Origin of the sequence: Paenibacillus sp. FSL H7-0703 (genome assembly GCF_038003485.1) — a bacterium.
In the GTDB taxonomy this organism is placed as follows: domain Bacteria; phylum Bacillota; class Bacilli; order Paenibacillales; family Paenibacillaceae; genus Paenibacillus; species Paenibacillus polymyxa_B.
Map to the genome: position 1 here is coordinate 2,876,931 of NZ_JBBOPF010000001.1, position 20,028 is coordinate 2,896,958.

Here is a 20,028-nt window from a genome sequence, read left to right on the forward strand (position 1 = left end):
CCCATTCATGATATGATTTAAAAAGGTGTTCACCTATACTAATTCCGTACATGGTGTTAAATCACACTATGAAAGCGTTTGTTTTTTTCATCATTTTATGGAGACCTCTTCTTCCCCTAATACCCATCCTCTGTATTCTGCATGACAGGTCATAAAATGGGAGTGTGATCCTATTTGGGCTGGTTCGCCGTTCTCCAACAAAATAACTCTATCGACATGCGCCAATATCTCACTGCGATGTGTAACGATGATTACGGTCTTTTCACGCAACCGGGTCTTCAACAATTGCTGAACATTTAGCCTAGCTGCTGTGTCTAGATTGGAGGTCACCTCGTCGAGAATAAACAATGGTGCTTCCCTGATCAATGCCCGGGCCATAGCAATTTTCTGTCTTTGCCCACCCGACAATCTGGAGCCATTCGAGCCTATAGGGAAGTCATCTGCCGAGTTCTGAACCAATTCTTCCAGACCAACCTCCGCGATAATGGCCTCTATTGCATCATTAGTGACTTCTGTGCCTATGCGGATATTGCCAAAAATAGTAGTATCAAATAAATACACCTGCTGACTGACCAAAGCTATTTGACTTCGATACTCATCTATTTCATAGCTTTGGATGTCAATGCCGTCATAAGTGATTATCCCTTGATCAGGCTGGCTGAATCTCATAATCAGATCCAGCAACGTAGACTTCCCTACCCCATTTGCTCCAATGATAGCTACTTTTTCCCCTCGGGCAATCCTAAAGCTCACGTGGGGCAGTACGGGTTCATCCTTGGTATAGGAAAAAGAAACATTATGAAATGCAATGTGATCTTCGAATGGCGGCTCAGTTAGTATAGACGCTGGAGTGACTGAATTAGATGTTTCTTCCTCTGCCCAATCCAAGAACTGATAATATCGAATGGCGGAGGGAACGACTTCAGCCAGCATGTAGCCAATGTTTAAAATAGCGAAAACAGGAGTGGTAACATAAGCACTGTAAGAAACAAAGGCAAAAATACCCCCTACAGTGAGCTGTAAACGAAAGATAAGATTAGCACCCACAACGTACAAAAGCATCATTAGAAGCTGAATTAAAATAGATTCCGAAGCGATATTCCATGCGTCCAGAAGTGATAATTTTCGTTCTGATTCTACAATTCGACGCTGCTTGGATGAGAACTGCTGATGCTTATGTGGAATAAGACCAAACATTCGCTGCTCCTTCATGCCCCCGACAGATTCCCCAAACCACTGAGCAAAATCACTACTGCCTTCAATTAACCCCCCCACCAGTTTTTTTCTACGCTTCACAAAATACTTCACCACAACATATTTGATGGGTAAAAAGCACAGCACGATTACAGTCATTTTCCAGTTAATGAGCAGCAAACCACATATACCACCAATCATGCTGAACGCCTGCATAATGACAAAAAATACTCCACTATCTGTGATCCTCGATACATTGCCTACATCCGTGCCAATTTGGTTCAGTAGCTCCGTTTCATTGGTTCGGTTAAAATAGCTCATTCGTACTCTTGTCAGATGTAGATACGCCTTTTCAAATAATGAAAAGGTAACCTGTGCGCTTAAGCCTGCCCGAAAGGTTTCTTTACACACATTCAACAGCTTGTCCAAGCAAACGATTAAAAACGCAGCAGATGTGTACAGGATTACAACCTGCATATTCCCTTTCAGAAGACCTTGGTCCACAATAATCTTGCTTGTTAAAGGCAATAATATATTCAAGCCCGCTGATAGGATGAGACATATCAAAATGATAGTGACCGTCTTCAGATAAGGTCTAAATGTTGCTGCCAAACGTTTATATACTATGGATTCTTTCATCCTTTTCCCCCTTTCACCTGATGCCCCTTCTCCCCTTATTAACTAATTCCGTATCAGAATCAAAATCACCTTAAAATATCTTTTAACTGTTCTAGTAATTCCACATTTACGAGATTAAATATGATTTATGTCATTCTTGAAAATTGGAATTAATGTATATGATTGGTACATACAAAAATCATTTATTTTTTTATCCGTCCAAAGGGGGCTTGAACAAATGCCGACTACGATGGTTATCGACTGTTGCAAAGAGGATCAGTGCAGAGGTAGTTCCAGATGCTTTTACAGAAAAATTTGTGAACTTTATCTGAGTGAGGTATATCGTTTCTGTATGCATTTAATCAAGAATCAGTCTTGCTTTAAATTTATGGCAGAAGAATGTACACAAGATACTTTTGTAGCGGCAAGACAGCAATTGGTCAAGCTCAAACATCACCCCAATGTAAAGGGTTGGCTATACCTTACGGCTAAAAATCTTATATATAAATCATTTAGGTGCTACTATACACAAAAAAAGCATGAAACTACGCTTGAATGTGAGAAAATCTGTAGTTTTTCAAATTCGGTAGAGGAGGAGTGGGAAAATCGTAGATTGGGAGATGTGGATACGGTTATCGTTAATATTCTAATGCAGCTTTCCAACATTGAATATACACTCTATGAAGACTACTTTTGTCGACAACTGGCTGTGCCCCTGCTCGCTATCAAATATAATATTTCGGTTACGGCTACAACGACTCGAATCTACAGACTGAAAAGAAAACTTCGCACATTGTCCCATCAATATTGTCTAACTCATATATAAATATATCTATGTAAAGTAAAAACAGCGGAGCCCCTCTCCCAAAGAGAAGCTCCGCTGTTCGTTCTTGTGACTATGATTCGTATTCACACTACACTATTACTTAATCCCCGAAATCGTATAGTTCTCGATAATATACTTTTGGAAAACAATGAAGATAATCATGATCGGAACGACCATGAAGGTCGAGCCTGCCATTTGAAGGGCAAATTGACTTTCGTTCTGCCCCTTGAGCAGTGACAACCCGACGGACAAGGTGTACAGCTTCTCATCGTTCGCAATAATGAGCGGCCACAGGAAGCTATTCCATCCACCGATAAAGGTTAAAATGGCCTGTACTGCCAGAATTGGTGTCGAGATAGGCAATACGATTTGCAGAAAAGTACGGAACTCCCCTGCTCCATCGAGACGTGTCGCCTCCAGCAGTTCTTCCGGGATATCGGACATGAACTGCCGGAACAGGAAGATCGCGAACGCACCTACCAATCCAGGAAGGACAATCCCTAGCATGGAATTGGTCAACCCCATCTGGTTCAGGATCAAATAGACGGGAATCATCGTCACTTGGCCTGGAATCATCATCGTTGCCAGTACCAGATAGAACAGAAACCCTTTGCCTTTAAATTGGAATTTGGCAAAACCATAACCCGCCATGGCATTGAGGAATAATCCGAAGAAGGAAGCTAAAACAATAATCAGCGTATTCGTCAGATAGGTTCCAAAAGCCATGCTATCGAATAGTAATTTAAAATTATCCAGTGTAAAATGCTGCGGCCAGATGGTCGGAGGAATTTTGGTTACCTCCCCCTCTGTCTTAAAGGAGGATAGAATCATCCACGCAAAAGGCAGCACCATCAACAGACCTCCTACGGTCAGGAGAATCGCCACGAACCATTGAAATGTTTTTTCACCACTGCGCGTATTGGCGCGGGCTTGCTGAACAGCTGTTTTCACGTTCATCACCTCTCTCTATCAGGACTCCGCTTTATTTTGCAAACGGAACTGAATCAGCGTTACCGCGATGATCGCGAAGAACAGAATGAACGATCCCGCCGCGGCATACCCGAATTTACTAAATTGGAAGCCGTTATTGTAAATGAACAAGGATGCTGTCAGCGTGCCGTCCAGCGGTTTCCCTTTGGTCATGACAAAAGGTTCCTCGAAAAATTGCAGCCAGCCGATCATCGTCGTGATGGACACGAAGAAAATAGCGTAACGAAGCTGCGGAAGCGTAATATAACGAATTTGCTGCCATGTATTGGCCCCGTCAAGCTGTGCCGCTTCATAATAAGAGCCCGGAATCCCTTTAATAGCCGCAATAAAAATAATCATGTTTAAGCCGATGCCCCGCCAAACCGCTAACACAATCAGCGAAATTTTCGCTACTGTTGGATCGGTCAGCCATGGGACGGGACCTAAATTCATCAGACCAAGTACGTAGTTGAATAATCCAAGCGTCGGATTATACAGATAGCTCCAAACCACTGCGACCGCAACCACATTCGTTACGGACGGCAGATAGAACACGACGCGGAATACTTTGAAAGCACGTGATTTCCCCATGTTAATCAGAATCGCGATGCTAAGCGAAAATATCAGCACCAACGGAACACCGATGATGACGAAGAACAGGGTATTACCAAGGGACTTTATAAAGGAAGGGTCCAAAAGCACGTTCGTGTAATTTTCCAATCCTATAAAGCGAATACTTTCATAATTAACGAGTCCGGACAGATCCATATCCGTGAAGCTGATCACGAGCGCCAGTAGTATCGGCAACAACGAAAACAGCGTTAACAGGATGATGGAGGGACCGATAAACAAGTATGGCGCAAGCTTCTGCGAGCTTCCTTTCATGCCTTCACTCCCTTTGACAATGACGGATATGGATCATTATTTTTTCATTATACTTGCAGCCTGTTGATTAAAGTCATCCATTTCCTTCTGTACATCGGCATGACCGCGGTAAATACGTTCGAAGCTCTTGATGAATTGTTGAGAAACCTCTTCCCATGCGGCCAGTTGCGGCAATGCTGCGGAATGATCCAACTGTTTGCGAATCGTCCGAAGCATCGGATCACTCTTCAGTTTGGCATCTTCCCACGATTTAGTAGTTGCAGGCAAGTTACTGGACAGATCCATCCATTTCAGCTGTGTTTCTGGTTTGCTCATGTAAGCCAGGAATTTGGCCGACTCCTCTGGGTGCTTGCTGAATTTCATAATTGAAAGGTTAGCTCCACCCAAAACGGACAGGTTGTTTACTTTGCCAGGAAGCTCCGCTATATTCCACTTACCTTCCAATTCTGGTGCCTTGCTCTTGATTTCTTTAATCATGAAAGGACCGCTGATAAACATTGGAACGATACCCTCGCCTTGCAAACCTTGAACGGAATCAATTCCAATATCCACTGCGTTAGAGCCATTTTGGAAAAAGGTATTCACATACTTCACAGCATCCACAAACGGTGGTTGATTGAACAGCGGATTGCCCTGCTCGTCAACCAGCTTGGAACCGTTCTGGAGAGCAAACATAAAGCCCATAGACTGCTCCTTTGCACTAAAGGAGATGCCATATTTGCCTTTGCCCCGAGCCGCCAGCTTTTGAGCAGCATCGGAAAGCTCTTCCCACGTTTTAGGTGCTTCATTATATCCGACTTGTTTCAGTAGGTCAGAACGATAGAACAAAACTCTCGTTTCAGTGTACCAAGGCACACCGACTGGTTTCCCTTCAAATTTTGTCGTACCTACAGCACCCTCGAAGAAATTCTTCGATTCCAGTTCAGGATACTTGCTGATATAAGGGGTAATATCCGTCAATGCACCCGCAGACGCAAGTTCGGGAACCCATGATGTACCTAACTGAACCACGTCCGGACCGGATTTTGAAGCAACTGCTGTCAGCAGCTTATCGTGAGCGTTATCCCAAGGCAATGCCTGTACATCAACGTGAATATCTGGATTTTCTTTCTCAAAATCTTTTACAATTTCAGGAAGAAGTTTTCCTTCTGCTCCCATGCCCCACATGGTGATGGTCGTCTTGCCGTTCGCATCTTTGCCAGACGAATCATCCTTGGACGAGCAGCCTGCCAGCGCGCCCCCCAGTAATAAGGTACTTGCCAAAATGATCCCCAACGTTCTTTTCATCATACGAATTCCTCCCGAGATGATCGGTTTACCGATCATGCAATATGATAACGGATTCAAATACGAGGATTTTGCAAAAATACAATTAGCGACTTTCATTGAACAATATATAAAACGAAATGGTCTAGTTCATCTATATATTGCACTTTGGAGCGACTGGAATCGAATTTTGCAAAATCCTGATGCATGTAAATACATAGCGATTAAAGCATACCGCTATAACACTTATGTTCAAAGCACAAGGACCATACCCGTCAATAGAAACGTTTCGATAGTCATTATAGAACAAATTGAAACCGTATTCAATAGCAATATTATTTTTTATTTGCTCGGAATCCTGACTTTTTTTCGTTTTTATCATCTTTATTACGCTATTTAGCCTATAAAAACCCGCTGAATTGGATTTGACTCTCCATTTGAAAGCGTATATAATCCAACTGAGTTCAACAATAGAAACGTTTCGATTAATAATACGACAGAATATTATGCTTCTATACTAGCTATTAGCCTGTTCAGCACTTTTTTGAATCATCTTTATCCAAAAAATCTCATGAATCTGAAAAAGAGAGCTGTCCACCAACAATACAGCTTATGGAGGATTATGATGGAACAACACCTGAATTCCTATTTAGAAAACATGACGCTTGAAGAAAAAGTCGATCAACTGCTACAGCTTGTAGGTGCCTTCTTTGAAGAAGCGGGAACAGATAGTCAAATTACCGGTCCTATGGCTTCTCTCGGCATCACAGAAGAAAATGTCCATAACGTCGGTTCCGTGCTTGGCCTCGCAGGGGCTAAAGAAGCGATTCGTGTTCAGCAGGCTCATTTGAGTAAAAACCGTCTGGGTATTCCGCTTTTAATTATGGCAGATATTGTACACGGCTTCAAAACGATTTTCCCTATACCGCTGGCTATTGGTTGCTCATGGGATATGCAGCTGGCAGAAGAGAGCGCTACCATTGCCGCCCGAGAAGCGGCTGTATCCGGTGTTCACGTCACATTCGCCCCTATGGTCGATTTGGTGCGTGACCCGCGCTGGGGCCGTGTGATGGAATCTACAGGGGAAGACCCTTACCTCAACAGCGAATTTGCTCGTGCGTTTGTGCGGGGGTTTCAGGGTAAAGATCTGACGAACGATACCGACCGGGTGGCCGCATGCGTGAAGCATTTTGCCGCATATGGAGCTGGCGAAGGCGGACGGGATTACAATACTGTAGATGTATCCGCATGGCAGCTGCGAGAGTATTATCTCCCCTCCTACAAAGCTGCTTTAGATGAAGGCTGTGAAATGGTGATGACATCCTTCAATACCGTAGAAGGCGTAGCCGCAACGGGCAATAAGCGCCTGATGCGTGATTTGCTTCGTGATGAATGGGGCTTTGATGGTGTACTCATCTCGGATTGGGCCGCCATCAAGGAGCTTATCCCTCACGGCATCGCCGAGGATGAGCGCGAGGCCGCGAAGAAAGCACTGCTGGCTGGCGTAGATATCGAAATGATGACCTCCTGCTATAACGGGCATCTGCCTGAGCTGGTTCGCAGCGGACAGCTGGATGAAGCGCTCATTGATGAAGCAGTGATACGTATATTGAAGCTCAAGCAAAAGCTGGGCTTGTTCGAAAATCCGCTACGCGGCGCAGACCCTGAGCGTGAACGTGAAGTTGTGTTCTGCGACGCTCATCGCACAGTTGCCAAAGAATTAGCTATTAAATCTTGCGTGTTGCTCAAAAATAATTCCGTTCTTCCATTGAATCGCAATCAACCTATTGCGTTGATCGGACCTTTTGCAGAGAGCGGTGATATCCTGGGCTCTTGGTCGTGGAGTGGTTCGCAAGAGGAAGCTATTCGCGTTGTTGACGGGTTCCAATCGAAAATATCCTCCTCGTTGCTCACGGTTGCGGCAGGTTGCTCTATCGACGATATGACTGAGGAGCAATATACAGAAGCTCTGCAAGCTGCCAGCCAAGCAGAGGTTATCGTGTTGGCGCTTGGAGAGCGCTCGGATATGAGTGGTGAAGCAGGCAGCCGTTCCAATATTCGCTTGCCACAAGCCCAGTTGGAACTGGTGAAGCGCCTGAAGACGCTGAACAAGCCTATGGTAGCCGTACTATTTAATGGTCGTCCGTTGGATTTGCACGGTGTTATTGAAGAAGTAGACGCTGTACTGGAAGCCTGGTTCCCTGGTGGCGAAGGCGGCGCGGCGATTGCCGATTTGTTGTACGGTGATGCCGAACCTACGGGTCGCCTGACCATGTCATTCCCGCAATCGGTCGGACAGGTGCCCGTGTACTACAATCATTTTAATACAGGACGCCCGCAGCTAGACCCGAATACAAAAGAACGTTACGTCTCCCAATACCTAGACGTACCGAACGAACCTTTATTCCCGTTCGGCTATGGACTGAGCTACACCAATGTAGCCTATGACAGCGTACAGCTTTCCGGCGACACTCTTACTCCCGGTCAGGAACTGACGGTTAAAGTGCAGGTAACGAACACAGGAACGCGTCCAATCGAGGAAACTGTCCAGTTCTATATTCGTGATATCAGCGGTGATACGGTTCGCCCAATGAAAGAACTGAAAGATTTCTGCAAAGTCCTTCTTACCCCAGGCGAAAGCCGGGAAGTGAAATTTGTATTGACCGAGCCTCAGCTGCGTTATCATCATGCAGATTTGAGCTTCAGCAGTGACAGCGGTGAATTTGCCGTCTTTACAGGACCTAACAGCCGAGATACTAGTGAAAGCCGTTTTCGGTTAGTGAAATAAACAGGAAAGTGAGGCGTTCCCTATAATGAATACAAGTCTGGATCAAAATATTTTGCTGCGGGCCGGCGACCTGTCTTTTACCTTCTTGAGCAGTGGTGATGTGTATAAGATCGCCCACGGCTCAACGATGATCAACCAACTGTTGACCAATTCAGTCGACGGTTCCTTGAACAATCTGTACTTGAGATTGTACCGTCCGTCCGGTGTAAGTATCACCCCCCTGCTTGGAGTTCGCTCACCAGGAGTAATCCGACAAACGGATCAGCAAATTATTTGGGAAGGTTTCACCGCTGGTGTAGGCTATCAGGTGACCTTCACGCTAAGCCGCCTGGGAGTATGGTTCTGGGATGTAACCCTACAGGGCGATGACGTGGAAGCAGATGTCGTGTACGGTCAGGATATCGGCATTGCCGATACCGCCGCTGTGCGCAGTAATGAAGCTTATTTGTCTCAATATATTGACCACACCGTCTACCATGATGAACAAAGAGGCTATACCGTTTGCTCACGTCAAAACCAGCCTCAAAGTCAGGCATTCCCATACATTCAACAAGGCTCGTTAACCCGCACTGTTGGTTACTCGACTGACGGATTTCAGTTCTTTGGACTTTCGTACAAAGAAACGAATGAGCCGGAAGCACTCCGTCGCGATTCGCTCGCCAATGAAGTGTACCAATACGAATTCGCCTATACCGCGTTGCAATCTGAGCGGGTGAAACTGGCTGGGGAAGCTCGCTTTACTTTTTACGGTCTGTTCCAGCCCAATCATCCAGCCGCAGTGACAAAGCTGGAGTATCAGGAGCTGGTGACAAAGGCACGTGACGAAGTAGCTGCCGTTCTAGCGGACACTTCCGAGACCAGTATACCGGCACACGCGGCAAGTGATCTTCAGGCAGGGCGTGTGGCTCCAGCTCAAACCATCGGTGAGCCACTGCGTACACTGGACTTGACCGATGCCGAAGTGGATCAACTTTTCCCCAAACGGCAGGAAGAAGAACGGGATGGCGATGAACTACTTTCCTTTTTCACGGACAACTATGAGCATGTTGTACTCAAATCCAAAGAGCTTCGTGTAGAGCGTCCCCATGGGCACATTTTAATGGGTGGGCATTACGCAGGAGGCAAGGAAGAAACCATTACAACCACCTCCTATATGTACGGGGTGTTCAATTCCCAACTCGTAATCGGCAATACAAATTTCAATAAAATGATTACCAACGCGCGTAATGCGCTCAATATTCCCAAGACATCCGGTCAACGTATTTATGTCGGAATCCAAGGGAAATACCGCCTGCTCACGATGCCTTCCCTGTTCGAGATTGGCTTCAATTATGTGCGCTGGTATTACAAAACGGCTGACGATACATTCATGATTACAAACCATACGAATGTCGATAGCCCAGAAGTGCGGCTTCACATGCGTGCGGCGAGTGGCAAAACCTATCCGTTCCTCATCACTCAGCAAATGTCTATGCATGTGAACGAATATGAGCTCCCGTTTCATATGGAACGTGAAGGTGACGCCCTACTCTTCCGGGCAGACTCTGCTTCCCTGAGTGCCGAAGCCTATCCAGACCTGCTGTACCGAATGCACATAGAGGGCGCTCCATTACAGCATGTGAGCGACGCTCACGCACTGCTACAGGGGAAAGCTTCTCCTGATGCGTCACTGGTTGTGCTGGAGCTGGGTGACAGCAGCGAATGGACCTGCACCGTGCAGGGTTGGCTGAATGGGCTTTCAGCTGGTCAAGAATCAGCGCACAAAGAGCGTCACGCTTCCTTTGAAGATGAGCTCGAGCGCTATCGGGCATATTTTGCCGAGCTTATGAACGGTTTCCATCTGTCGCTGGGTCAACATGAAACGAGTGAGCTATTCCGTGTGAACGCAGTGGCTTGGTGGTACACCCACAATATGCTCGTTCACTACTCTGTGCCTCACGGTCTGGAGCAATACGGCGGTGCAGCCTGGGGAACACGTGATGTGTGTCAGGGGCCTGTGGAATATTTCTCAGCTATGCAAAAGTTCGATGAGGTTCGTTCCATTCTGCTGACTGTATTCAGCCATCAGTACGAGGACAGCGGAAACTGGCCGCAATGGTTTATGTTTGACAACTACACTCAAGTGCAGCAAGAAGAAAGCCATGGGGATATTATCGTCTGGCCGCTCAAGGTACTGGGCGATTATTTGACCGCAACCCGTGATTACAGTATTCTGGAAGAAAATGTACCTTACACCCATCGGCATACTTTCGATTATACCAAGCAGACGGCGACTCTCATGGAACATGCCCTGAAGGAAATCGAATATATTCGGGAGAATTTCCTGCATGATACGTATTTGTCGGCCTATGGCGACGGCGATTGGGATGATACCCTCCAGCCAGCCAATGCACAGCTGAAGCAATACATGGCGAGCAGCTGGACGGTTGCACTCACCTACCAAGTTATTAGTAACTTTGCTGCTGCTTTGGAGCAGGTCCCCGTAGATGTAGTAAGCGAAGCCGACAACATCGCACAAGATCTACATCAGATGGCCAATGGCATCCGTAAAGACTTTAACCGCTACATGCTGGAGAGCGGAATTATTCCGGGCTTCGTGTATATGGAAGAGCCCGGCCAACCTAAGCTGATGCTCCATCCGTCTGACACCGAGACAGGAATCCATTATCGGCTGCTGCCGATGACACGCAGCATGATCAGCCAGCTGCTCACGCCTGAGCAAGCATTGGCTCATGAGCAACTCATCCGTGAGCAGTTCCTCTGCCCGGATGGCGTGCGTCTGATGAACCGCCCTGCACAGTATGATGGCGGTGTGAGCTCGCACTTCAAGCGTGCAGAGCAAGCGGCTAACTTTGGACGTGAGGTCGGGCTGCAATATGTGCATGCCCATATCCGCTTTGCGGAAGCGATGGCCAAGTTGGGACGCAAGGATGACGCTTGGCACAGCTTGAAGCTCATCAATCCGGTCGGCATCCGTGCGTCCGTACCGAATGCCGAATGGCGTCAAAGCAACGCCTATTTCAGTAGCTCGGACGGTAAATTTAATACCCGCTATGAAGCACAGGAACGGTTTGGTGAACTGCGTGAAGGAGCCGTACCCGTCAAAGGCGGCTGGAGAATCTATTCCAGCGGTCCAGGAATCTATATGAATCAGCTTATATCGAATGTCCTTGGTGTTCGTCAGTCGGGCGAAGATCTGATCCTAGACCCCGTGCTGCCGGATCATCTCGACGGATTGGAATTTGAATTTTCCTTTGCGGGAAAACCAATTACCTTCGTCTACCGCATGCTGCAAGAGCATACTGGCGGTGAGCAAGGCCGTACAGTATTGAACGGAATACCACTGGAAAGCGTGCCAGCCGATGATAATCGCTACCGCTCCGGTGCCTTGCGCATCAAACGCGAGATTCTCGAGCAAGCCTTGGCAGAACATGACGGTGTACACCGTCTGGAGATTATTTTATAAAGCGTTTTTAATGCTAAATCTGGTATAGGCAACAAAGGGATGGCGATCTTGCGGGATCGCCCTTTGCTGCTTATGTGTAGGACTAAGACATTTGGAATAGATATGTGGTTAATAATAAATATACAATAGCAATTATAAGACGGACGACAAGGAGGTGACGATGTGGTCAGCATTAAAGATATCGCCAAACAGGCGGGCGTTTCCATATCTACCGTTTCATATGCCTTGAATGGTAGCGATAAGGTAACAGAAGAAACTTGCGCACGTATTTTAGCCATTGCCAAAGAGCTTAACTATGTGCCCAATGCCGCCGCACGTAATCTCAAGAAAAGGCAGACCAAAATTATTGGCGTTTTCCTGACTGATTTCCGTGGAGACGTTTATGGAGATTTACTGTATGGCATCAAGGAAATTTTGAACCGCAAGGGCTATGATCTCATCGTATGCAGCGGTAAGCAGTCTCACCGAATGTTGCCGGAACGCATGATCGACGGCGCCATTGTGCTGGATCAGACGTTTGATAGTCAGGAGCTACTGAACTACGCCGAGCGAGGACATAAAATTGTCGTGTTGGACCGTGAACTGAATCATCCTAACATTAACCAGGTGCTGCTGGATAACAAAGCGGGCGCCGCTCTCGCAATCGAACATTTATTGGAATTGGGACACCGTAAGCTATATGTGGTTACCGGACCAGAAGGTTCTTACGATTCATGGCAACGGATGCAGGCGGTCAAGCAGACCATTGAGCGTAGCGGCGTGGCTGAAATGATCGAAATTGACGGCGATTTTGAGAAATCGGGTGGTGAACAGGCGGCTGAGATCATTTTGCAGCAACAAGTTAGCCCGGATTCGGAACCTGTAGCCGTATTTTGTCTCAATGATGAAATGGCAGTGGGCTTTTACAATCGAATGGCTCAGTCAGAGCTGACGATTGGCAAGGATATTCATATCGTCGGCTTTGATAATATCGAGCTGGCGCAATATATTCAGCCCCGTCTGACAACGATTGACTATTCCAAGCGTAAATGGGGCGCTGTAGCTGCCGAACAAGTTCTCAAAATCATTGCTGGGGAAGACGTGGAGCATGAACGTTTATACGTTACGCTTGTCCAAAGAGAATCGGCAGGCGCAGCATTCATCACCCAAGATCAACAGAATCTGTGATGAACAACGCAGAAGTAACCTGCTCGCCAGCCTCCTCCCAAAAAAAAGAACTTCCACAGGCCCAAAACACGGGGTGGAAGTTCTTTTGGTTATACTTATTTAACTTAACAAATCCTCAATTGAATTCGACAACGACCGTAAGGGATTACCAATCGTTTGCCCCGTCTCCAACTCCACCTGTAACGCAGCATCAACCATAGATAACTGTGCTACAGCCAGCCCTCTGCTTGGATCAGCCTCCCTTAGCTCATACAGCGAACGAACCAGCAATTCCTTATACTCGTCTTCACGTCCCTGCATAATCAGTTCAAAAGCGTCCTCCACCACCTTAACCTCTATCCAAGAAGAGATATCCGGTTTGCCTAACAGAGCAGCCGTATGATAAAGACGCTTCATCGTTCCCTCTACAGTAGCCGGATTCGTGAATACCAAGGTCCGTGGCCGCAAATCATCGCATATCTCATGAAAAAAGGGCTCATCAAGCGCAATTACTGGTGTAAGCATGGTCAATTGAGCCTTTTCTGCCAAAACAATATAATTCGTGCACGTTATCAAAATAACGTCTATATCGCTTTGAGCAATCCATCTCAGTTGCTCTTCTACCTTGCAACTGGCATCGTCCGCAGAAAAATGCGGGTCTGACGAGATCCGGCGCATAAGCCCAGGGTCCACAAAATGTATCAGCTCCACCTCATAAGAAGCAAAAGCTCGTTCCACATAGGCTATGTTCGAGTGATGTGCATGCAGGCAGCCCACACGTTGCTTCAAGCCTTCCATCGTCCAACCTCCTGTTATAAGTTTGCATCATTTTATCAGGAAGAGGACGATTAGGAAAGCATGCCAATCACGCCATACCACAAATGCACTTTCTTAAAACTTGCCGTTTGTATTTTTCCACTCTGTTTTAGCTGGAACCTCCTGAACTACGTCCCAATGTTCCGCTACCTTGCCGTTCTCTACCCGGAACAGATCATAGACAGCGGCTGAAGTTCCCTTAGACGATGTCAATTCACTCACAACCAGCACAAAGTTGCCTTCTCCAATGACCATGTGAACCTGATCATATCCAAAAGAAGCTCCTTGGCTTCCCGCTGCGGAAAATGCTTGTTTCAAATTGGATACACCGTCACCAAAAAGAGGATTATGTTGAATGTAATGGTCACCGTTATAGTAGCTTTCCAATGCAGCACGATTTTTGCCAACCAGGACATCATCCACAAACTTGCGGATCAGTGTTTTGTTCGTCTCAGTTTGGTTGAGATCCGTGATCTGTGTTGTTCCATCAATCATGGTGTGTCCGCTTGGATTGGCTGGAGCCGAGTCCTGCATGTTGTCCCAATGCTCAACAATTTTACCATTGCTATCGAAGCGGAAAATATCAAAAACAATGCTCGTTTTCCCTGCAATGGACTCTTTATAATGAACTGCTACATAATTACCATCCTGAATTACACGTTGGATTTCAACCTGTACATTGGCTCCCTTCGCCTGGCTAATCTCTTGCAGCAACGCATCTCTTCCGCTAGCAAAGCTCAGATTGTGCCGAATGTACTGATCCTTGCTGATCCAAGTCTCGGCCACTTTCGTGTCTCCGGTTTCAAAACTTTTCACGATTTCAATGACCTTATCCTTATTACTCACCCCGATTTGTACCGTTTGGCTGGCCGGGTCCCAAATCACTTGCTTGCCCCATGCTTCTTTGACGACATCAACCGGTACATAGGTTACCCCCTGCTTGGTCAATAGGGTCGAGGTGGATAGCGGTACCTTAATCCCGTTGATTTGCGCTTCCGGACTGCCAGACACCAGTACAACTGTCGCCTGATCATATCGGATGGTCGTGCTTTGTCGCGCCGTATTGAACGTAATATGCTTGGCATCCATCGGAATTCCCAAACTGGAGGCCAATTGTCTCAAGGGAATTAAGACCTGCTTATTTCTCACGATAGGCGCAATTTTGTAAGTCTCCTTCTTGCCATCTACCCAAACCTGAATACCCGTAGTAGGTTTTACCTCGGCTGCTAAAGCCGGTACAGCAGAAGACAGAACAAGCAAACCAGCGAGTGCAGCAGTAACCGTATGTTTTTTCATGAATGTGAACCCCTCTCAACATGTAAAATAAAATGTGGAAAACAATTTCCTTTTATGTAACTAATATAGTTACACCTAATCGCAAGAAGCAACTTTTCCCCGCCTATCTAACTTTAAACCCCATTTAAATCTTTTGAAACCTCAATAACCCTCCTTTCAAAAATTTATAATTGTACTGCTACAATGCAAGCCACAAGCCTTAGAATAAAGGATATGGGGAGCAATAACAATGTGTGATAACTTGCTAATGCCAAAACTCAAAAAAAGCGGCTCCTATCGGCAAGCGAATGAACGCTTTTTGAATAGTAAGCCGCTGTGTTAACCCCATTGCTATTGTTATACGGATAACGTCCTCCGAAACTTGATAAAGCTCCCGATTCGCCAGATTGAGATATACACCAGTGCCATCGTAATCGCCAGCATGCTAATTTCGGTCGTACCCAAACTACTGAGATACTGGGTCAAAACGACGCGAATCAAGATAATAGCGATAATAATATATTTAAAATATTGGTTCGGCTTGGGATAAATAAGACCGTCATCCCGTCTTTCATACGCTGTATGCAGCAAGATAACATAGCCAAACAGAGCCCCTAATAGCCCGGCAACCAGCAGTTCCCAAAAGGCGGGAAGGGCGTACGTTTGACCGGGAATATGCATTAATTGGTACACAGACATCATCATAAGCGGGAATGCGATAAACAAGGGGAGCAGAATCCGGATTCCATTTCCTTTTACCGGTCCCCTTCGTCTCTTGGTCCTTAACCAGATCATCAGCCCCACCAAAACAGCCATCAATACATATATAAATATCGTCGTCATGGTGTAGTAACTCCTTCCTTATAGATCCTGTAGATACGCTAGCCTAAATCGACAGTTTTTTCTCCAGCAGATACGCGCTCAAGCGGATTAATACATATGCAGCAACCCAACTCATCAACACCGCAATCGGGAAATGCCAGGTAAATGGAAACCATTGTCCTGTTTGAGCATGGTCAAACTGCTCATAAAGCCCCTGATCGCCCGACCAATAAAAGACACTCCCGCCACCCATCAAAAGAATCCACAGTATCGGGTTAAGCGGCCGCAAGGTGCTGTATTTGGTACTGGCCGTCAATAGACCCAGCGCAATAACCAACGGCGTGAAGGCGATAATCATCACAAACCAGTTCAATCCGGCTACAATAAAAGACGCTGCATCCGCAAACGTATAAGGCTGTATGGTTGATGAGATGAACAACGCGTACAGAGAACCCACCACAAACAGAAGCAATATTACGACCATGGTTTGTAAAATAGCCGCAATCCATTTGGCGCTAATCAGCCATATGCGCGGATAGGGAAGGGTCAGCCACCATCCGTAGGTGTCATTTTCCCATTCTCTTCTCAAACTTCCCACACCCATGAAAATGATCATGTACGGCAAGCCCAGGGTGACATACCACAGCCTTGTCAATTCGAGCTGGTTGTGAAGTGCGAAGTACAAGGAAATAGCGAACGCCGCAATTAGAAATAATGAGAAATATACGAGTCTCCACGATCTCGGTAGTCGATTGCGGCCCTGCTTTCTCCAGCTTCCTTTATTTCGAAATTCATGGCGTATCAAATCTTTGAACAGCCCTGATGAATTCACGCCTTCCACTCCTTTTTGTACAAATTGCGGAACACCTGATTCAGCGAGCCATGCTCTGCACGCAGATCATCCGAATCACCAGACCATATGATCCGTCCGCGGTCCATCATGACCGTGTAGTCAAACAAGCCTTCCACTTCCTGAATATCATGCGTGCTAATGAGTATCGACTGCTGCCGCCCCTCCAAATAATCAATAATCCCGGCTACAATCGCCTCTCTAGAGAGAACATCAATACCCGCAAACGGTTCATCCAGGATCATGAGTGGAACCTCACGTGCCAGACATAAAATCAGTAGCACACGTGCCTCCTGGCCGCGACTCAGCCCAGTCATTTTAAGTTCCAGCTCCACGTCCATATGATCAGCAAGTTTATACGCGTCTTTTATATTGAAACCAGGCAAAAAAGACTTCCCCCATTCCAGCGTCTGCTGAACTGTATGATTGGGGTACCAGCGTGCTCGGTCAGGAAGATAGGATATATCCCGGTTGGTTTCCCAACCAGGCTGTCGGCCCAACACCTGAAGCTCGCCCCCATCTGGCTGAATCAATCCGGTGATTGCTCGAAAGAAGCTGGACTTCCCACAGCCATTGGGTCCAAGCACGCCTACAATACGTCCTGCCGGAATGATGACATCTAATTGATCTAGTGCTTTTTTACTGCCGTATTGCTTCACCAGATGATTCGCAACCACAACAGACTCCGTCATGCCTTATCGCCTCCTTCCTTGTCATTTCCGTCCTGTTTGCTTCGTATATATTGCTGTACATCTTCCCACGATAACCCCAGGCTACTCATCTGTCCGAGAAACTGATCTATATACGTTATAGCCAATTGTTCCCGAAAGCTGGCAATCCGTTCACTGGACGAAGTAACATAAGTGCCTAACCCGCGCCGCTTCTCAGTCAATCCGTCCCGCTCCAGCTCCTGATATGCCCGCATCACGGTATTCGGATTCATGCGTAATTCCTGCGCCAAATCACGAACAGATGGCATTTTGCTTCCCATTTCGATCTCCCCTTTAGCAATGGAGCTTCGTACTTGATTTAATATTTGTTCATATAATGGCTGGCTAAAGTCAATTAAAAATCGGAGCGAGCCAACCCGTTGCTCTTCCATGGGTGTTTCCCCCTAATCGGCTGAATCTTCCGTGCCTGAAGTGTATTATATCACTTAATACACGTAATACAAGTTTATTTTAGCTGAAATTTTAGTCATGCCACCCAAATTTCATTCAGTAAATGCTCAGCTTGCGCTCAGATAGCATTCAAGTTGATCCCTTATGATGTATCACGTACCAAACAAACCATAAATGAAAGGTGGAAAATGAAGATGAAGAGCACCAAGAAAGCAATTTTGGCTGGAACGATGGCCTTGGCATTTTTAGGAGGCGGGGCACTGTACTCCACAAGCGCAGCCCATGCTGCTTCAACTACACCTGAGAAGGCTCCCATCGCAGACAAAGCACAGGCACCTAAGGGGAATCCCGGCGATGCTAATGGCCCTAAAATCGCAGGAGGTAACTATGCTGAGAACAAAGCTATCCTGAAATTATTGAAATTATCCTCCACTCAGTTGGATACACAGCTGAAAGCAGGTAAATCCCTTGCTACGATCGCCAAAGCACAGGGCGTGAGCGTAAATTCCGTTATTGATGTAATGGTTTCAGATATGAAAGCAAAACTGGCTACGGAAAAACAAAACGGCAAGATTACGGCAACCGAATATAACCAACGTGTCTCTAATCTGAAGCAAATGATGACAGATATGGTGAATGGCGTGAAACCATCCAAACCACCAGTAGATGGCGGTAAAGCGGATGCAGGTAAAGCTCCTGCTCAAGGAGATGCAGCCAAGGCTCCTGCTAAAACCAATGCAGCTAAAGCCTCTGCTAAGCAGAAATAGCCACAACTTCCGTTTTCCAAAAGCTGTAGCTCGATAAGTCGTATTCATAAAAACCATTTGTTAATCTGACACATCCACCCATGTATAATAAATCTCCATCCGGCTTCCCTGTACGGATAGAGAAATTAATAGGCCTGTCCCCTGCTGCGATACAACAGAAGGAGACAGGCTTATTTGTCATGTAAACAAGATAATATGTGGTAGACTAACATGATCCAGAGGTCATTTTTCACTCTAAATCATAATAAGGAGAATGTAATGAAAATAAATAAACAGGAATTTGATGTGCAAGGAATGCGCTATACGATCAGATCAGCCATAATTCAAGATGCGAAGAATTTGTCTGAAATCCGCTTGCTGATTGATGGAGAAACTGAAAATTTAGACAGAGAAAAGGGAGAAGCGTTTATAAGTACACCCGGTTTTAAACAGCTCATCGAAACGGATACAGAGAATAACAGAAACCTATTTTTAGTTGCTGTAGTTCATGATAATATCGTCGGATTTTCAAGATGTGAGGGCCATGTTCTGAGCAGATTCTCTCATAAAGTTGAATTTGGCGTATGCGTACTAAAGGATTTTTGGGGTTATGGGATCGGGACGAATCTTTTAAAAAAATCTATTTCTTGGGCTGACTCCAATGGCATCAAGAAAATAACTCTACAAGTTTTGGAAACGAATGATAAAGCCGTTGAGCTCTATAAAAAACATGGATTTCAAATCGAAGGGTTATTAAAAAACGATAGGGTTCTTTCAGATGGTAAATACTACAACACCATAATCATGGGGAGATTTCATAAATAAAAAAAGACCCTGTTCAACAGGATCTTTCATCTTTGCATCGCCACACATCCCCTAGTAGCGATGATCATCATAAGGATTGCGATTACGATACTGATCACGCGGCTGCTGAGCTGCGGTAATCATCAAAAATATGCCTGAGAGCAAATGCATCAACCAGCCCACAATCGGAATCCATCCAATAACCGAGGTCACGATCCCTAAAATAGATCCATAATAAGACTCTCTATTCGTCACCGATAGCACCAACGTAACAATGTGGAAAATCAGCATAAAGAACAATATAGTATACGCGGAATTTACGACGAGCAGCCCGCCCAAAACGGGAATAGCTAAAAACAGCTCCAATCCGCCTGTAATCCATTTTAATGTTTTTGATGGTGTCATTGTTCCACTCTCCCGATGCTGTTTCATTCCA

Annotated in this window: 17 protein-coding genes; 6 read left to right on the top strand and 11 right to left on the bottom strand. The window is 46.0% G+C overall.

The features are described from left to right. Window positions 1–90 precede the first annotated feature (90 nt). Window positions 91–1,833, bottom strand: a complete 1,743-nt coding sequence (locus tag MHB46_RS12650; protein ID WP_341162495.1) for an ABC transporter ATP-binding protein — start codon at window positions 1,831–1,833, stop codon at window positions 91–93. Window positions 1,834–2,062: 229 nt separating this feature from the next. Here MHB46_RS12650 and MHB46_RS12655 point away from each other — a divergent pair, with 229 nt between their 5' ends. Further along, on the top strand, window positions 2,063–2,638 hold the full coding sequence (locus MHB46_RS12655) for an RNA polymerase sigma factor (protein WP_274597359.1): 576 nt from the start codon (window positions 2,063–2,065) through the stop codon (window positions 2,636–2,638). A 96-nt stretch (window positions 2,639–2,734) separates the two neighbouring features. Here MHB46_RS12655 and MHB46_RS12660 read toward each other — a convergent pair whose 3' ends face one another. The 3 genes from MHB46_RS12660 to MHB46_RS12670 are packed head-to-tail and all read right to left on the bottom strand — an operon-like array spanning window position 2,735 to window position 5,782. Further along, window positions 2,735–3,589 carry a carbohydrate ABC transporter permease gene (locus MHB46_RS12660; protein ID WP_023986622.1) on the bottom strand — a complete coding sequence of 285 codons (855 nt, stop codon included), beginning with the start codon at window positions 3,587–3,589 and terminating at the stop codon, window positions 2,735–2,737. A gap of 18 nt (window positions 3,590–3,607) precedes the next feature. After that, window positions 3,608–4,492 (bottom strand): ABC transporter permease subunit, encoded by an 885-nt coding sequence (locus tag MHB46_RS12665; RefSeq protein ID WP_235306986.1) that lies wholly within the window; start codon window positions 4,490–4,492, stop codon window positions 3,608–3,610. 36 nt (window positions 4,493–4,528) lie between these two features. After that, window positions 4,529–5,782: an extracellular solute-binding protein gene (locus MHB46_RS12670; protein ID WP_061830775.1), complete on the bottom strand. Its 1,254-nt coding sequence runs from the start codon at window positions 5,780–5,782 to the stop codon at window positions 4,529–4,531. Between the two features lie 601 nt (window positions 5,783–6,383). Between MHB46_RS12670 and bglX the strand changes: the two genes are divergently transcribed. From bglX to MHB46_RS12685, 3 genes are all read left to right on the top strand, one after another. Continuing rightward, window positions 6,384–8,546 (top strand): beta-glucosidase BglX, encoded by a 2,163-nt coding sequence (bglX, locus tag MHB46_RS12675; RefSeq protein WP_341163739.1) that lies wholly within the window; start codon window positions 6,384–6,386, stop codon window positions 8,544–8,546. Window positions 8,547–8,571: 25 nt separating this feature from the next. Next, on the top strand, window positions 8,572–12,012 hold the full coding sequence (locus tag MHB46_RS12680) for a GH36-type glycosyl hydrolase domain-containing protein (RefSeq protein WP_341162496.1): 3,441 nt from the start codon (window positions 8,572–8,574) through the stop codon (window positions 12,010–12,012). 162 nt (window positions 12,013–12,174) lie between these two features. Further along, the gene (locus MHB46_RS12685) at window positions 12,175–13,179 is read left to right on the top strand and encodes a LacI family DNA-binding transcriptional regulator (RefSeq protein ID WP_341162497.1); all 1,005 of its coding nucleotides are present in this window, start codon (window positions 12,175–12,177) and stop codon (window positions 13,177–13,179) included. A 99-nt stretch (window positions 13,180–13,278) separates the two neighbouring features. On the opposite strand, the gene MHB46_RS12690 is transcribed toward MHB46_RS12685, so the two are convergent. From MHB46_RS12690 to MHB46_RS12715, 6 genes are all read right to left on the bottom strand, one after another. After that, window positions 13,279–13,956 (bottom strand): hypothetical protein, encoded by a 678-nt coding sequence (locus tag MHB46_RS12690; protein ID WP_341162498.1) that lies wholly within the window; start codon window positions 13,954–13,956, stop codon window positions 13,279–13,281. 93 nt (window positions 13,957–14,049) lie between these two features. Beyond that, window positions 14,050–15,270: a stalk domain-containing protein gene (locus MHB46_RS12695; protein WP_341162499.1), complete on the bottom strand. Its 1,221-nt coding sequence runs from the start codon at window positions 15,268–15,270 to the stop codon at window positions 14,050–14,052. Between the two features lie 336 nt (window positions 15,271–15,606). Next, window positions 15,607–16,092, bottom strand: a complete 486-nt coding sequence (locus MHB46_RS12700; RefSeq protein ID WP_061830717.1) for a CcdC protein domain-containing protein — start codon at window positions 16,090–16,092, stop codon at window positions 15,607–15,609. A 43-nt stretch (window positions 16,093–16,135) separates the two neighbouring features. Continuing rightward, a complete protein-coding gene (locus MHB46_RS12705; protein WP_209949939.1) occupies window positions 16,136–16,903 on the bottom strand; it encodes an ABC-2 transporter permease in 768 nt (255 codons plus the stop codon). Continuing rightward, a complete protein-coding gene (locus MHB46_RS12710; RefSeq protein WP_209949938.1) occupies window positions 16,900–17,613 on the bottom strand; it encodes an ABC transporter ATP-binding protein in 714 nt (237 codons plus the stop codon). Before MHB46_RS12710 ends, MHB46_RS12705 begins: the two co-directional genes overlap by 4 nt. Then, window positions 17,610–18,023, bottom strand: coding sequence for a GntR family transcriptional regulator (locus MHB46_RS12715; protein ID WP_341162500.1), 414 nt, complete (start codon window positions 18,021–18,023; stop codon window positions 17,610–17,612). The genes MHB46_RS12710 and MHB46_RS12715 overlap by 4 nt, the downstream gene beginning before the upstream one ends. A 213-nt stretch (window positions 18,024–18,236) precedes the next feature. Here MHB46_RS12715 and MHB46_RS12720 point away from each other — a divergent pair, with 213 nt between their 5' ends. Together MHB46_RS12720 and MHB46_RS12725 are read left to right on the top strand one after the other, a co-directional pair. Next, window positions 18,237–18,809, top strand: a complete 573-nt coding sequence (locus MHB46_RS12720) for a hypothetical protein (protein ID WP_341162501.1) — start codon at window positions 18,237–18,239, stop codon at window positions 18,807–18,809. Between the two features lie 258 nt (window positions 18,810–19,067). Next, complete coding sequence (locus MHB46_RS12725; protein WP_341162502.1) at window positions 19,068–19,613, top strand: GNAT family N-acetyltransferase; 546 nt, start codon at window positions 19,068–19,070, stop codon at window positions 19,611–19,613. A gap of 51 nt (window positions 19,614–19,664) precedes the next feature. On the opposite strand, the gene MHB46_RS12730 is transcribed toward MHB46_RS12725, so the two are convergent. Then, a complete protein-coding gene (locus MHB46_RS12730; RefSeq protein ID WP_341162503.1) occupies window positions 19,665–19,997 on the bottom strand; it encodes a hypothetical protein in 333 nt (110 codons plus the stop codon). Between the last annotated feature and the right edge of the window lie 31 nt (window positions 19,998–20,028).